Source organism: Novosphingobium sp. CECT 9465 (assembly GCF_920987055.1).
Taxonomy (GTDB): Bacteria; Pseudomonadota; Alphaproteobacteria; order Sphingomonadales; family Sphingomonadaceae; genus Novosphingobium.
Genome location: NZ_CAKLBX010000001.1, coordinates 3,387,233 through 3,403,060 on the forward strand (window position 1 = coordinate 3,387,233; position 15,828 = coordinate 3,403,060).

Here is a 15,828-nt window from a genome sequence, read left to right on the forward strand (position 1 = left end):
ACAAGTCTTTCCATGGCACGCAAGTTCTTCGGCACCGATGGCATCCGGGGCCGGACCAATGCAGGGGTGATGACCGCCGCCACCGCGATGAAGGTGGGGCAGGCCGCCGGCACCTATTTCCAGCGCGGCGACCATCGCCACCGCGTGGTCATCGGCAAGGACACGCGCCTTTCGGGCTACATGATGGAAAGCGCGATGGTGGCAGGATTCACCTCCGTCGGGATGGACGTGGTCCTGCTTGGGCCGATGCCGACGCCCGCCGTCGCCATGCTGACGCGTTCGATGCGCGCCGATCTGGGCGTGATGATTTCGGCCAGTCACAATCCGTTCGAAGACAACGGCATCAAGCTGTTCGGTCCCGATGGCTACAAGCTGTCGGATGATGCCGAGCTTTCCATCGAGGCCATGCTCGAACAGGACATGACGCTGGCCGATGCCACGCAAGTCGGCCGTGCCCGGCGGATCGAGGATGCGCGCGGGCGCTATATCCATGCGGTCAAAGCCAGCCTGCCCGACAATGTGCGGCTCGATGGCCTGCGCATCGTGATCGATTGCGCGAACGGCGCAGCCTATCACGTGACGCCTTCGGCCCTGTGGGAACTGGGCGCCGAAGTGATCGCCATGGGCGTGGAACCCAATGGCAAGAACATCAACCTCAACGTCGGGTCCACGCACCTCGATGCAATCAAGGCCAAGGTGCGCGAAACCCGCGCCGACATCGGCATCGCGCTGGATGGCGATGCCGACCGCCTGATCGTGGTCGATGAAAAGAGCCAGACGGTGGACGGCGACCAGATCATGGCCTTGATCGGTACGCAACTGGCCGCGCGCGGGGAACTGCGCGGTGGCGGCATCGTCGCCACGGTGATGTCGAACCTTGGGCTTGAGCGATATCTGAACGCGCAGGGGCTGACGCTGGAGCGCACATCGGTGGGCGATCGCTACGTGCTCGAACGCATGCGCAGCGGCGGGTTCAACGTGGGCGGCGAACAATCGGGCCACATGATCCTGACCGATCATGCCACGACCGGCGATGGCACCGTGGCCGCGCTGCAAGTGCTTTCGGCCATGGTTTCATCGGGCAAGCCCGCCAGCGAACTGCTGCACCAGTTCGATCCGGTGCCGCAGATCCTCAAGAACGTGCGCTTTGCCGGTGGCAAGCCGCTGGAAGCGCAGAGCGTGAAGGACGTGATTGCGGAAGCCGAAGCGCGGCTTTCCGGCAAGGGCCGTCTGGTAATCCGGCCTTCGGGCACTGAACCTGTCATCCGCGTGATGGCCGAAGGCGACGATGCAGTCGAAGTCGAGGCCGTGGTCGATGCGATCTGCAATGCCGTGCGAAAGGCCGCCTGATGCTGGAAATGCGCCCCGATTGCGAACGCTGTGGCACCGATCTTCCGGCGCAATCGCCCGGCGCGTTCATCTGTTCGTTCGAATGCACATTCTGCGCAGAATGTGCCGACGCACTGGATGATCGCTGCCCCAATTGCGGCGGCGAACTGATGGACCGCCCGACGCGGGCCAAGGCGCTGCATGCCAAGCACCCGCCATCGGTCGAACGCAAGTTCAGGGGTTAAACCCCATCCCGTTCATGTCGAGCGTACTTCGACAGGCTCAGCTTGAGCGAAGATTGGCGGTGCATTCAGAAAGCCCGCTCATGCTGAGCTTGTCGAAGCACACGCGGTGCCTTAGCCCAACTGCATGACCCCACCGCGCATCCTCTCCATCGCAGGCTCTGACTCCGGCGGCGGTGCCGGCATTCAGGCCGACATCAAGACAATCACCATGCTCGGCGGTTATGCCATGACCGCGATCTGCGCGCTGACCGCGCAGGATACGACCGGCGTTCATGCCGTGCTGCCGGTCGATCCGGCGATGGTCGCGGCCCAGATCGATGCCTGCGTGAATGATCTTGGCGTGGACGCGGTGAAGATCGGCATGCTCGGCTCGCCCGAAATCGCGGCAGTTGTGGCAGACCGGCTCGAACGCCTGTCGGTGCCGATCGTGTTCGATCCGGTGATGATCGCCACCAGCGGCGCGGCGCTGGCCGATGCGGCAACGATTGCGGCGTTCGAACGGTTGATGGCGCTGGCCACGCTGACCACGCCCAACGTGCCCGAACTTGTCGCGCTGGGGGGCGATGCGGCGATGCAGAAGCGCGGCATCGCCTATATCGCCAAGGGTGGGGATGCAGACGGCCCGGAGGTGATCGACCGGCTGGTGGTGCCCGGCCTGCCTGAGAAGGTCTGGACCGCGCCGCGGATCGTCACGCGCCATACTCACGGGACCGGGTGCACATTATCGAGCGCGATTGCCACGTTCCTTGGCCGGGGGGCTTCGCTGGAAGAGGCGGTCGAGGGCGCGCGCGAATTCGTCCGCGCTGCCTTGCTGGCCGCCCCCGGATTTGGCGCAGGCCACGGGCCGCTTGGCCATCAGGCGGTGCGCTGATCCCAGTCCTCGCGGGTCATCGCGAAATACACGCTGTCGCACCACATATCGCCGACCAGCCAGGTGCGCGCCTGACGGTGGGTTTCGGTCAAGCCCAGCCGCTGGAGCAGGCCCATTGATGCCTTGTTGCGCGGATCGACATCAGCCGTAATGCGCGGCAGATTATGGACTTCGAAACCGCGCGCGATCACCGCCCCCACTGCCTCGCGGCCAAGGCCCCTGCCCCACACTGCCGGATCGAACAGGTAGCCGAGATCGGGGAAGCGATAGAAGCCCGCCTTGCCGATTACCCGGCCTTCGAACTCGACGATGAAATCCTCACCCAGCGCAGGTTCGATTGCCGCCATGTTGGCCAGCCACTCGCGCGTCTGATCGTCAGCGTCATGCGGCGGAGTGGACCAGTAGGCCATCGCCCTGGGCTGGCACAGGATGGCATGCATGGCGGCAAAATCGTCTGCCTCACGCACGGGCCTGAGCAGCAGCCGGGGCGTACGGATCACCGCATCACCCGCAATCGAGATCGTAGAACTTCACGATGTGCGACCATGCCTCATCCGCCGTCTCGACCATGGTGAACAGTTCCAGATCCTCGAAATTGATCACGCCTTCTTCGGCCAGCGCCTGGAAATTGACCACGCGGTTCCAGTAATCCTTGCCGAACAGCATGATTGGGATCGGCTTCATCTTGCCGGTCTGGATCAGGGTCAGCAGTTCGAAAAATTCATCGAACGTGCCGAAACCGCCGGGGAACACCGCCACGGCGCGGGCGCGCAACAGGAAATGCATCTTGCGCAGCGCGAAGTAATGGAACTGGAACGACAAATGTGGCGTAACATAGCTGTTGGGCGCCTGTTCGTGCGGCAGGACAATATTCAGCCCGATCGATTCCGCGCCTGCTTCCTCCGCGCCGCGATTGGCGGCCTCCATGATCGAAGGGCCGCCGCCAGAGCATATCACGAACTGGCGCTTGCCGTCCTCGACCACGCCGCAACTGCTGGCAGTCTGTGCCAGCTTGTAGGCTTCGTCATAATACTTGGCCTTGGCGGCCAACCGTTCGATCACGGCCTTTTTTTCGGGCGTGGTTGCCGTGGCCATCGCGGCTTCGGCCATTTCAGGTGAAGGAATGCGCGCCGATCCATAGATGACCAGCGTGGAGCCGATGCCCGCTTCGTCGAGCAACATGTCGGGCTTGAGCAGTTCAAGCTGGAACCGCACGGGCCGCAATTCCTCGCGCAGGAGGAAATCGGTATCACGGAACGCCAGCCGATAGGCCGGGTCTTGCTGCTGCGGGGTAGTCTTGGGCTGGCTATCTGCGAACCCGGCTTCCTGTTCGGCCTTGTAGAACTTGCGTTTGGTAAGGTCGTGCTGCTTTTCTTCTTCTGTCATGCTCCATACGTCGGCCTGCGCGCGCAAAAACGCAAGTGGGCGCGCGGTTGTGGCCACACTTTGACAGGATTGCCTAGCGGTCGGCGGAAACCGTGTCCGCCACACGCTTCGGCGCGGCATCGCGTTCCTGCATCGCCTTGCCGATCAGCAAGAGCGCCGGACCATCGCCCAGCGCCGTCTTCGCGGCCAGCGGCAGCAGGTCCAGCCGGGTATGGAAATGGCGTTCATCGGGCAGGCTGGCCGATTGCACCAGCGCCACCGGCGTTTCGGGCGGCATGCCCGCGCGGATCAGGTTGCGCGAAACATCGCCTGCAGCCGCCTTGCCCATATAGATCGCCAGCGTTGCGTCGGGATCGGCCAGCGCCTGCCAATCGAGGTCCAGCTCCTCACCCGCGCGGGCATGGGCGGTTACCAGCACCAGCTTGCGCGCCAGCCCGCGCAGGGTGAGCGACAGACCCATGCCCGCCGCCGCCGCGCTGGCCGCCGTCACGCCGGGACATACCTTTACCGCCACACCGGCAGCGCGGCAGGCTTCGAGTTCCTCGGTCGCGCGCCCGAAGATCGATGGATCGCCGCCCTTCAGCCGCACCACCCGTTCACCCGCAAGGGCCGCAGCCACGATCAGCTTGTCGATCGTGGCCTGATCCTTCGAATGGCGCCCTGAACGCTTGCCGACATGGACCAGCCGCGCGCGCGCAGGCACCATGGCAATCACTTCGGGGCCGACCAGCGCATCGTGGAACACCACGCTGGCGCTGCGAATCAACCGTTCGGCCTTGCGCGTCAGCAATTCCGGGTCACCCGGCCCTGCGCCCACCAGCCAGACCATGCCTGCCGGAAAGTCGGATTTTGATAAATCGGTCATTCCGCTGGCTCCACAAGCTTGTCGTTCCATTCGCGCAGCAGCCGGGCGATGGCAGGGCGGCACGATCCGCAATTTGTACCCGCAGCGCAGGCCTTGCCCACATCGGCCACGGTGCAGGCTCCGCCATCTGCTGCGGCCAGGATCTGCTTTGCGCCGATGCCGTGGCACACACAGACCATCGGTCCTCTGTCGGGCGCAGGAGTGCTGGGCCGCGCGGCGAGCATTTCAGGGACTTGCGCCAGACTTTGCCCCAGTTGCGCGGCAATCCAGTCACGCTCTGGCAACTGGCCTGCCCGCGTGATGTAAAGCCCCGCGGAAAATGCGCCATCGGCATCCAGCATGACAATCCGGCGCATGCCCCGCACCAGATCGACCGCCTCGATCCGATCACCGGCAGGCAGCAGCGCATCGGCATCCACCGCGCCATCGCCAGCCAGTTCATGCAACCATCCGCCCGCGACGCGCGAACGGCTCCACCATGTCAGCCCTTCGGGCGTCACAGGCTCGGCGCGAACCAGAAACGCGCGCCAATCGCTGGTCACCGGCGCAATCCGGCAGGCATTGTTCTTGAAACCGGGCTGGCCCGATACGGGATCGACCGCTTGATCGGGCAGCAGATTGCCGCGCCCGCCGCTGGCCATGGCATCGGTCCAGTGCATCGGCACGAACACCTGCCCGCGCGCTTGCGCATCGGTGACGCAGACGCGGAACGTCGATTGCCCCGATGATGTGACGACTTGCGCCAGAGCGCCATGGACCACGCCCGATGCGACAGCATCGGCAGGATGCACTTCCAGCAGGGGTTCGCGACGGTGCTGCGAAAGCGTGGGCGAAAGGCCGGTGCGGGTCATCGTGTGCCACTGGTCGCGATAGCGGCCGGTGTTCAGCCGCAGCGGATAATCGGGATCGACGGCCCGCGTCCGCGCTTCGACCGGCACATGGTGCATCGCACGGCCCGCCATCGGATGGCGCCCACCCCAGATGAACGGCACCATCGCTTCGTATTCGTCATCCGAAATCGTGGCGCTGCCGGTCAGGTCGAGCACTTTGCCGTGGGCGACCGCCAGCGCCGTCATCGCGGCATATTCGCGAAACACGTCCGCCGCGCAGGTCCAGTCGAATGCTGCGCCATGACCCATGCGGCTGGCAACATCGGCAATGATCGACCAGTCTCTGCGCGCCTCGCCCGGCGCAGAAAACAGCGCACGCTGGCGGCTGATCCGGCGTTCGGAATTGGTGACCGTGCCATCTTTTTCGCCCCAGCCGAGCGCGGGCAGGCGAACATGCGCGAATTTTGCGGTGTCGGTATCGGCGATCACGTCTGACACGACCACCGTTTCGCACCGCGACAGTGCCTCCCGCACGAAACCGGCGTCGGGCATCGACACGGCGGGGTTGGTCGCCATCACCCACAGGAACCTGATCCGGCCATCGTGCACCGCGCGGAACATGTCCGCCGCCTTGAGGCCCGGCGCGCCACACAGCCGATCGGTTTGCCAGAACGCCGCCACATCGGCGCGCTCAGCATCCGAAAAGCCAAGGTGGCACGCCAGCATGTTGGCAAGCCCGCCCACTTCGCGGCCACCCATGGCATTGGGCTGCCCGGTCATCGAGAACGGTCCCATGCCGGGCGCATTGATCCGGCCCGTGGCGATATGCAGGTTGATGATCGCGTTGCCCTTGTCGGTCCCGGCGACCGACTGGTTCGCACCCATCGAGAAGACCGTCACCATGCGCGGATGTTCGGCCACCATATCGGCCAGCGCGACGAACACTTCGGGATCTACCCCGTGATCAACCGTGCCACCTTCGCCTGGCGCCAGCCCGCGATGGACCATGTCCGCCAGCAGGGCATTGAACAGCGCCACATCGCCATCGGGCGCGACCGCAACGTGCAGATCGGCCTGCTCGGCGGTTTCGGTACGGCGCGGATCGATCACCACGATCTTCGTGCCGCGCGCCTCACGCGCGGCCTCGATCCGTTGCCAGATCACCGGATGGCACCACGCGGTATTCGATCCGACCAGCACGATCAGATCGGCATCGTCGAGATCGTCGTAAGTGACCGGCACGATGTCTTCGCCGAAGGCGCGGTTGTGCGCCGCCACAGCGCTTGCCATGCACAACCGGCTGTTGGTGTCGATATTGGCGCTGCCGACAAAGCCCTTCATCAGCTTGTTGGCAGCATAATAGTCTTCGGTCAGCAACTGGCCGGAGACATAGAACGCGACGCTGTCCGGCCCGTGCGTTTCGATGCATACGCGCATCTTGTCCGCCACCAGATCGAGCGCCGCGTCCCAGCCCACCTGCTTATCCCCGATCATGGGATGAAGCAGGCGTCCCTCCAACCCGACCGTTTCGCCAAGGTGCGTACCCTTGGAACAGAGCTTCCCGAAGTTCGCCGGATGATCGGCATCACCCTTGATCGTAACCGTCCGCTCCCCCGTCACCGTGGCGCGAATGCCACAGCCGACCCCGCAATAGGCGCACGTGGTGCGGACGTCCTTCACGCTGCGCGCTTGCCCACGACCGCCGAGCGCAGCAAGTAAATGCGGCCCGCATCAACCCGCAGCGGGATTGTCGGTACGCAGCCCTTGTCCTCGCCCAGCGCCTCGCCGGTTTTCAACGAGATGTTCCAGTTGTGTAAGGGACAGGCCACGACATTGCCATGGACGATGCCCTGGCTCAGCGGACCCTGCTTGTGCGGGCACTTGTTGACGAGAGCGTAGAATTCATTCGCCTGTGTACGGAACACCGCGATTTCATCGGCCCCCACCACTGGCAAAGTGCGCGCGGTGCCGGGGGTGATCTGGTCCACCGGGCCGATATCGAGCCAATCGCCGATCATTGTGCGTTCTCCATCTGAAGCGGGCGCACTTGCGCAAGGTGCTGGTGCAGATCAGCATCCTTGCCCGCGACGCGCTCTGCCCACGGATCGTCCTGACAAAACGTCTGCGAATAACGGAACCTGGCGGCGAGGCGCTTTACGGTGTCGGCATTCTTGAACAGCGCGGAAGAAACATGGTCGAGACCAACGCGCTCGATCCACGGCGCGGTGCGTTCAAGGTAATGCGCCTGTTCGCGGTAAAGCTGGATGAAGGCGGCGCAGACTTCCATCACCTCTTCCTCGGTCGTCACCTTGCACAGCAGGTCGGTGGCGCGGACCTTGATCCCGCCATTGCCGCCGACATGCAGTTCATAGCCCGAATCCACGCAGACCACGCCGAAGTCCTTGATCGTGGCTTCGGCGCAATTGCGCGGGCAGCCCGATACGGCGATCTTGAACTTGTGGGGCATCCACGATCCCCAGGTCATCCGTTCCAGCTTGACGCCCAGCCCGGTCGAATCCTGCGTACCGAAGCGGCACCATTCGCTGCCGACGCAGGTCTTCACCGTGCGCAGGGACTTGCCATAGGCATGGCCCGAAACCATCCCGGCCGCGTTCAGATCAGCCCACACGGCGGGCAGATCTTCCTTCCTGATTCCGAAGATGTCGAGGCGCTGGCCGCCGGTCACCTTGACCATCGGCGCGTTGTATTTCTCGACCACGTCGGCAATCGCGCGCAGTTCGCGCGGATTGGTGAGACCACCCCACATGCGCGGGACAACCGAATAGGTGCCGTCCTTCTGGATATTGGCATGCATGCGTTCGTTGACGAAGCGACTCTTCTGGTCATCCTCGTATTCGCCGGGCCAGGCACACAGCAGATAGTAGTTCAGCGCCGGGCGGCACGATGAACAGCCATCGGGCGTGGTCCAGTGCAGTTCCTGCATCACCTGCGGGATCGCGCGCAGGTTCTTTTCCAGGATCAGGCGGCGTACGTCATCGTGGCTGAAGCTGGTGCACTTGCACATCGTCTTCGGCCCGGACTGCACTTCGCCGCCCAACGTCAGCGCCAGCAGGCTTTCGACCAGCCCGGTGCAGGAACCGCACGAAGCCGAAGCCTTGCAGGTGCTGCGCACAGCGTCGAGGCTGCAGGCGCCGGCATTGATCGAGGCGACGACAGTGCCCTTGGAAACGCCGTTGCAGCCGCAGATTTCTGCGTCGTCGGAAAGTGCTGCAACGGCGGCATTAGGGTCCAGCAGGGCGCCCCCGGATGCGAAGGCCTGACCAAAGATCAGCGCCTCGCGGATGTCCGAAATGTCCTCACCCTTCTTCAGCAGGTCGAAGTACCAGTTGCCATCGGCGGTATCGCCATAGAGAACCGCGCCGACCAGCTTGTTGTCCTTGACGACCACGCGCTTGTAGAGGCCGCGCGCGGCATCGCGCATGACGATGTCTTCCGCGCCATCCCCGCCCGAAAAATCACCGGCGGAAAACAGGTCGATGCCGGAGACTTTCAGCTTGGTTGAGGTGACCGAGCCTTCATACCCCGATGGCTGTTCGCAGGCATGATCGGCCAGCGCGCGGCACATGTCCCACAGTGGCGCGACAAGGCCGTAGCAGTTGCCACGATGCTGGACGCATTCGCCCACCGCCATGACCGCCGGATCGCTGGTGACCATGTGATCGTCCACCACGATGCCGCGTTCGACCTCAAGCCCCGCCGCCCTGGCCAGCGTGGTGCCGGGACGGATGCCCACGGCCATGACCACGATGTCTGCGGCAAATTCGCGTCCGTCCTTGAGGCGGACGGCGGATACGTGGCCATCCTTGCCGACGATCTCGGCCGTATCGCCACCCGTCACGATGGTCTGGCCGCGCCGTTCCAGTTCGGTCTTGAGCAGGTAGCCCGCTGCTTCATCAAGCTGACGCTCCATCAGCGTCGGCATAAGGTGAACGACGGTGACCTTCATGCCACGAAGCGAAAGGCCATGCGCTGCCTCCAGCCCAAGCAGGCCACCGCCGATCACCACGGCTGAACCGCCCTTTTCGGCAGCGGCCAGCATCTTTTCCACGTCATCCAGATCGCGGAATGTGACCACGCCCGCCAGATCCTTGCCCGGCACCGGAATGATGAACGGATCGGAACCCGTCGCGATCAGCAGGCGGTCGTAAGGTTCGACCCGGCCTGATTGTGCCACCACGGTCTGCGTCGCGCGGTCGATCGAAACGACCGGATCGCCCGAAACAAGCGTGATCGCATTGTCGGTATACCAGTCGTCACCATTGATGACGATGTCCTCGAACGCCTTCTCTCCGGCCAGAACCGGCGAAAGCATGATGCGGTTGTAGTTCACGCGCGGCTCGGCACCGAAGATCGTCACGTCGAACCGGGCGGGATCGCGGGCGAGGATTTCCTCGACCGCGCGGCACCCGGCCATGCCGTTGCCGATCACGACCAGCCGCTGGCGTACGCCTGCTGACCTTTCCGTTTCCATCAGTGTCGTTGGCGCGTTCACTCGAACTTTTCCTTAGCCGACGCGCAACACGAAAAAGCCGCCCGAACGCATCCCGAATGGGGAAGGTCTGGGCGGCGACGTTGCCACGCAATGTTGATCAATCAGGCCTTGCGAAAATCCACCCGACTCTGGGCGGCGCATGTGCCTTCGTTCACTTTGCTAACCGATTCGGCGGCTGCACTGCAAGTGTTATTTTTGCAGTGCAGCACACCGAAGCAATCAGAACGCCACTTCAGCCTGGAGCCAGAGAATGCTCTTGTCCGCGCCGAACGCCTTGGCGTTGTAATCGGCATACTTCAGCAGCAGCCCGACATTCCTGACCTTGAACCCAAGGCTGGCGTCCCATTCGGTCCCGAACTTTGTCGAGCCGATATCGCTGCGGAATTCGTGATAGGCCACGGTTGCGTTCAGGCCGGGCAGGGATTTCACCTTCGGCAGAACCTTGGCGAGCGAGAGGTAATAGTCCTCAAGCCCTGCCGCAGGCGTCGTCAGGAACAAGTCGGCCCAGCCGTTGAACTTGTGCAGCGTGGCAAGCGGCGTCTGGAACGATTTGCCCGCAGCCTTGTCCGCGCCCAGCAGTTCGTAACCGCCGGTCAGGGTGAAGCCCATCGACGACAGGCCGACCTCACCCAGCACGTAATCGGCTTCGTAATTCGCCGGGTTTTGCCCCAAGTCCATCTGGCGCGCATAGCTTGCCAGCACGTTCAGCTTGACCGCCTTCGAAAGCGGTACGCTGCCCGCAAGGCGCGCACCATACGTCTGCGATGAGTTGGCGAAGGCGAACGCCTCGTCATAGTCGATCATGTAGGAAAACGCCTTGGCGGTGATTGGTCCGAGCTTCGCGCCTGCGTTCAGGAATACGAAATCGCCGTCCATGCTGCGGCGCGGCCCGGCTTCAGATCCGAAGATCGAATCCTGCTGGATCGCATAAGTGCCATCAAGTGTGACCGGGCCAAGCGAGGCTTCGGCGCGCACCGCATCGAATGTCTGTTCGTTCTGCCGCCAGCCGACCGAGCCGACAAAACGCTGGTCATCAAGGTTGATCCGCTGCCGACCGACCGTCAGCGCGAAAGCCTTGGTCTTGTACTGCACCTGCAACCGGTTGAGATCGATGCTTTCGCCATCTGGCACCACGGAGAATCCGGGGCGACGCTGCGATGCGCCGGGCAGCGGAAACGGGAAGGCATTATAATCGTTCTGAAGGCCCAGCGTGCCCTCGGCTTCCACCAGGAACGAAAGGTGCGACGGCGCATGCTTGATCTCGAACCCCGCGCGCAGGCGTGCGGTCACGGCATCGGCATCGAGCGTCGGCTGGTCCACCGCTTCATAGCGCAGACGCGCCGCGATGATCGGATCGAAGGTGATGTCCTCGCTCACCGGAACCGGCGCGCCGAACGGCTTTTCGGCTGCGAACGCAGGATGTGCGAGAGCGACCGGCGACGCGAGCAGCGCCGCCGCCAGAATACGTGATTTCATGTTTCCCTCCTGAAGACCCCTAACGTCTTTCAAGCATCCCCAAAAATTGTCAGGCCGCCTTGTCGGTCGGTCCATGATCGTATTCGGCCAGGAAGTGCAGAACCTCCTGCCGGTAAGCGTAGAAATCCGGGTGTTTGAGCAGCGCCTTGCGATCGCGCGGGCGCGGCAGATCGACCTTGAGCACCTTGCCGATGGTGGCATTCGGCCCGTTGGTCATCATCACCACACGGTCCGCCAGCAGGATCGCCTCGTCCACGTCATGCGTGACCATGATGGCCGTTACCTTGGTGCGGTTCCACACCTCGACCAGCACGTCCTGCAAGTCCCACCGCGTCAGGCTGTCGAGCATGCCGAAGGGTTCATCCAGCAGCAGCAGGCGCGGACTGAGCGCAAAGGCGCGGGCAATGCCGACACGCTGGCGCATGCCGTTCGACATTTCCGCCGCCATCTTGTCGCGCGCATCGGCAAGGCCGACACGTTCGAGATAATAGTCCACGATCTCGCGCCGTTCGGCCCGTGTGGCATGGGGATAGACGCGTTCGACACCGAGCGCCACGTTCTGCCGCGCGGTCAGCCAGGGCATCAGGCTGGGGGCCTGGAACACCACCGCCTTGTCCGGCCCGGCAATGTCGATTTCGCGGTTATCAAGGATGATCCCACCCTTGCTGATGGCATTGAGGCCTGCCGCCATCGTCAGCACGGTGGATTTGCCGCAGCCCGAATGGCCGATCAGCGAAACGAATTCGCCCTTGTCCATCATCAGGTTGAAGTCCTCCACCACGGTCAGCGGTCCCTTGGGCGTGGGGTAGACCTTGTGGAGTTTCCAGAATTCCATGTAGCGCCGGGTCGCGCCCTTCTTTGCCGCATCCTGATAGGCTTTGGGCGGCGGAGCAAGATCGAGGGGGGTGACGTTGGGCAGGCTGCCTGAGTCGCTGCCTTTGGCCACCTTTTCACCGGCCAGACTGCCAAGGTAATTGACGATTTCGGTGCGCAATTTCTGGAACGCCACACTGTCGTTCACCGCTTCGCGATCACGCGGGCGCGGCAGGTTGACCGGGAATATCTGGCCGATCCGTGCGGCAGGCGCAGGCGTCAGTACCGCAACCCGGTCCGCCAGCAACAGTGCTTCGTCCACGTCGTTCGTCACCAGGATGATCGTGCGCTTTTCCTCCTCACGGATGCGGTCGATCTCGTCCTGCAACTTGGCGCGGGTCAGCGCGTCGAGCGCGGACAATGGCTCGTCCAGCAGCAGGATTTCCGGCTCCATCGCCAGAGCGCGGGCCACCGAAACACGCTGGCGCATGCCGCCTGAAAGCTGGGCGGGTTTGCGGTCCATCGCATGGCCCAGACCGACAAGTTGCACCTTCTGGCGCACCAGATCGGCCCGCGCCTGCCTGCTGCGATCCTTGTGAACCGAATCCACCGCCAGCGCCACGTTCTGTTCGACGGTCAGCCAGGGGAACAGCGAATAGGACTGGAACACCAGGCCGCGATCTTTGTCCGGCCCGGTGATCGGCTTGCCATGCAGCAGCATTTCGCCTGCATCGGGTTCGACCAGCCCGGCAATGGCCGAGATCAGCGTTGTCTTGCCAGCACCTGAGAAGCCGAGGATCGCGATGAATTCGCCTTCCTCGACATCGAGATCGATGCCGCCGAGCACTTCAGAAACGCCCCCGGCCTTGCCGGTATAGCTCTTGCGCAGGTTCTTGAGCGAAAGGATCGTGGCCATGGTGCGCGCTCCTTCAGACGTTGCGGTTGCGGCTGACGAAGGCCTGCATGGCCATCATCACGCGATCGAGGGCAAAGCCGATCAGGCCGATCACCACGACCGCGACCATAATCCGCGCCAGCGACTTTTCGGAGCCATTCTGGAATTCGTCCCACACGAACTTGCCGAGACCGGGGTTCTGGCTGAGCATTTCCGCCGCGATCAGCACCATCCAGCCGGTGCCCAGCGAAAGACGCATCCCGGTGAAGATGTAGGGCAGCGCCGAGGGCAGGACGAGGCGCGTCAGCTTGGCAAACCAGCCGAGGCGGAGCACGCGGCCCACCGCGATCAGGTCCTTGTCGATGCTGGCGGTGCCGATGGCGGTGTTGATCAATGTGGGCCAGAGCGAGCAGAGCATTACGACGACCGCCGAAATCACGAACGCCTTGGGCAGGCTGGGATCGTCGCTGACCATCGACGCCGAAACGACCATCGTGACGATTGGCAGCCAGGCAAGCGGGCTGACCGGACGCATGACCTGCACCAACGGATTGATCGCGGCATTCACGCGCTTTGACATGCCCGCGACAAGGCCCAGCGGCACGGCGACAATGGTTGCCAAAAGGAAGCCGGCCGCCACGGTTTCAAGGCTGGTGACGATCTGGTCGATGAAGGTCGGTGGGCCGGTAAAGGCATAGCCTGCCGCTTCGGATTCCGCCGCCGTGACCCGCGCGGCAAGATATTCGTCAATCAGGCCAAGGAACGCCGACCACACATCGCCTGGCCCTGGCAGCGCGCCGAGCGAGGTCTGCACCAGCGGCGCCATCAGCGCCCACACCAGAAGGAATCCACCGATCCCGACCAGAGGCGGCCATGCGGCCTCGAACGCGGCACGCGGTTCGGGCAGCTTGAGACCAAAGGGCAATCCGGGTGCGGTTTTCACGGGCAATTCTTCCTTCGTTACCGGGAGGAGGGCCGCGCCCTCCTCCTGCTCATGTGATGGCGTAGCGAAGAATTCGTCCTTGCGCAGTGGAACGGCGTTCATGGGTCTTTTCCTTGGATTAAGTACCGCCGGGGCTTACTTGACGCCCGCCGGGGTCACCGTCTGGCCCTGCTTCAGGCCGATGGTGAACTTGGCGAGATAGGCGTTGGGCTGCTTGCCGTTGAAGGTCTGGCCATCGATGAAGCCCGACTGTTCCGGCTTGAAACCATCGGTCTGCGGCACGGCATCCTTGGGGATCACGCCTTGTTCGGCGAGTTCGCTGGCGGCAGCGAGGTAGAGTTCGGGGCGATAGACAGCCTTGGCAGTGTCGAAATACCACTGGTCGGGCTTGTCGGCAGGGATCTGGCCCCAGCGGCGCATCTGGGTGAGGAACCAGATGGCGTCCGAATAGAACGGATAGCCCGCGTTCTGCTTGAAGAAGATGTTGAAGCCAGCGGCAGGGCGCGTATCGCCCGGTGCAAACGTGAACTGCCCGGTCATCGATGCGCCGATCACATCGGCATCGGCACCAACATAGTTTGACTGGCTGAGGATCTTCACCGCTTCAGCGCGGTTGGCACCGTTATCGGCATCGAGCCATTGCTGCGCTTTGATGATCGCGCGCAGCAGCGCCTTGACCGTCTTGGGATTCTTTTCGGCAAAGGCGGCTGTGAGGCCCAGGACCTTTTCGGGGTTTTCGGGGAAGATTTCGGCATCGGTGATGACCGGCACACCGATCTTCTTCTTCACCGCAGCCTGATTCCACGGCTCACCCACGGAATACCCGTCGATCGTCCCGGCTTCCATCGTTGAAGGCATCTGCGGCGGCGGGGTGACCGAAAGCTGCATCTGGGCAGACGTGGTTCCGGCGACATCGCCCGGCAGGTAATAGCCGGGATTGATCCCGCCAGCGGCCAGCCAGTACCGCAGTTCGTAATTGTGCGGGCTGGTGGGGAACACCATGCCCCACTTCAGCGGCATATCCTTGAGCGCCGAAGCCGAGATCGGGTGCATGACCTTGCCGTCCGGGCCCTTGGGCAGCTTGGGTTCGATCTGGCTCCAGACCTTGTTCGAAACGGTGATGGCATTGCCATTCAGATCGAGGCTGAGCGGAGCGATCAGCGGAACCTTGCCGCCGAAACCTGCGGCCGTGGCAATGGCCTGCCCCGCCAGCATGTGCGCGCCGTCAAGCTGGCCGCTGCTGACGCCATCGACCAGAACCTTCCAGTTTGCCTGCGGTTCGAGCGTGACGTTCAACCCTTCTTCGCGGAAGAAGCCCTTTTCCTGGGCGATGGCCAGCGGCGCCATGTCGGTCAACTTGATGAAACCCAGCTTGAGGGCCGACTTTTCGAGGTCTCCGGCAGCAGCGGCGGGCTTTTCAGGCGCGTCACCGCTCTTGCCGCAACTGGCCAGCGCAATGCCTGCGAGCAGTACCGCAACGATATTCCGTCGCTTGCCCTGAGACTTGATTGTGTTCCGTCCGTTCATTTCGACCACCCCTCGAAAACGGCATGACAAACGCAAAAAACCGCCCGAACGCATCCCGAAACGGGAGGTCTGGGCGGCGACGTTGCCACACGATGAAAATGCTGAGCCGGGCGGCGATCTGTCCGTCCATCCTTG

General features: G+C 63.3%; 13 protein-coding genes. 3 read left to right on the forward strand and 10 right to left on the reverse strand.

The genetic code is table 11. From position 1 onward, the window contains the following. Window positions 1-12 precede the first annotated feature (12 nt). The 3 genes from glmM (at window position 13) to thiD (ending at window position 2,445) form a co-directional block, all read left to right on the forward strand. Window positions 13-1,350 carry a phosphoglucosamine mutase gene (glmM, locus tag LUA85_RS16430; protein WP_231471398.1) on the forward strand — a complete coding sequence of 446 codons (1,338 nt, stop codon included), beginning with the start codon at window positions 13-15 and terminating at the stop codon, window positions 1,348-1,350. Beyond that, window positions 1,350-1,574, forward strand: a complete 225-nt coding sequence (locus LUA85_RS16435) for a DUF1272 domain-containing protein (protein WP_231471400.1) — start codon at window positions 1,350-1,352, stop codon at window positions 1,572-1,574. Before glmM ends, LUA85_RS16435 begins: the two co-directional genes overlap by 1 nt. A 124-nt stretch (window positions 1,575-1,698) precedes the next feature. Then, complete coding sequence (gene thiD, locus LUA85_RS16440) at window positions 1,699-2,445, forward strand: bifunctional hydroxymethylpyrimidine kinase/phosphomethylpyrimidine kinase (RefSeq protein ID WP_231471409.1); 747 nt, start codon at window positions 1,699-1,701, stop codon at window positions 2,443-2,445. Here thiD and LUA85_RS16445 read toward each other — a convergent pair. The 10 genes from LUA85_RS16445 to LUA85_RS16490 form a co-directional block, all read right to left on the reverse strand. Continuing rightward, on the reverse strand, window positions 2,430-2,945 hold the full coding sequence (locus LUA85_RS16445) for a GNAT family N-acetyltransferase (RefSeq protein WP_231471410.1): 516 nt from the start codon (window positions 2,943-2,945) through the stop codon (window positions 2,430-2,432). The genes thiD and LUA85_RS16445 overlap by 16 nt on opposite strands. Window positions 2,946-2,949: 4 nt before the next feature. After that, window positions 2,950-3,831, reverse strand: coding sequence for a TIGR00730 family Rossman fold protein (locus LUA85_RS16450; protein ID WP_231471412.1), 882 nt, complete (start codon window positions 3,829-3,831; stop codon window positions 2,950-2,952). A gap of 73 nt (window positions 3,832-3,904) precedes the next feature. Further along, entirely contained in the window at window positions 3,905-4,696 is a 792-nt protein-coding gene (cobA, locus tag LUA85_RS16455) for a uroporphyrinogen-III C-methyltransferase (RefSeq protein ID WP_231471414.1), read from the reverse strand. After that, window positions 4,693-7,206 (reverse strand): molybdopterin-dependent oxidoreductase, encoded by a 2,514-nt coding sequence (locus LUA85_RS16460; RefSeq protein WP_231471416.1) that lies wholly within the window; start codon window positions 7,204-7,206, stop codon window positions 4,693-4,695. Before LUA85_RS16460 ends, cobA begins: the two co-directional genes overlap by 4 nt. After that, on the reverse strand, window positions 7,203-7,544 hold the full coding sequence (nirD, locus tag LUA85_RS16465) for a nitrite reductase small subunit NirD (protein WP_231471418.1): 342 nt from the start codon (window positions 7,542-7,544) through the stop codon (window positions 7,203-7,205). Before nirD ends, LUA85_RS16460 begins: the two co-directional genes overlap by 4 nt. After that, window positions 7,541-10,018, reverse strand: a complete 2,478-nt coding sequence (gene nirB, locus LUA85_RS16470) for a nitrite reductase large subunit NirB (protein WP_231471912.1) — start codon at window positions 10,016-10,018, stop codon at window positions 7,541-7,543. The genes nirD and nirB overlap by 4 nt, the downstream gene beginning before the upstream one ends. 240 nt (window positions 10,019-10,258) lie before the next feature. Beyond that, window positions 10,259-11,515, reverse strand: a complete 1,257-nt coding sequence (locus LUA85_RS16475) for an alginate export family protein (RefSeq protein WP_231471420.1) — start codon at window positions 11,513-11,515, stop codon at window positions 10,259-10,261. Between the two features lie 49 nt (window positions 11,516-11,564). Further along, window positions 11,565-13,244: an ABC transporter ATP-binding protein gene (locus LUA85_RS16480; protein WP_231471422.1), complete on the reverse strand. Its 1,680-nt coding sequence runs from the start codon at window positions 13,242-13,244 to the stop codon at window positions 11,565-11,567. Between the two features lie 13 nt (window positions 13,245-13,257). Next, on the reverse strand, window positions 13,258-14,268 hold the full coding sequence (locus tag LUA85_RS16485; protein ID WP_231471424.1) for an ABC transporter permease: 1,011 nt from the start codon (window positions 14,266-14,268) through the stop codon (window positions 13,258-13,260). A gap of 33 nt (window positions 14,269-14,301) precedes the next feature. After that, on the reverse strand, window positions 14,302-15,693 hold the full coding sequence (locus LUA85_RS16490) for a CmpA/NrtA family ABC transporter substrate-binding protein (protein ID WP_231471426.1): 1,392 nt from the start codon (window positions 15,691-15,693) through the stop codon (window positions 14,302-14,304). Window positions 15,694-15,828 lie beyond the last annotated feature (135 nt).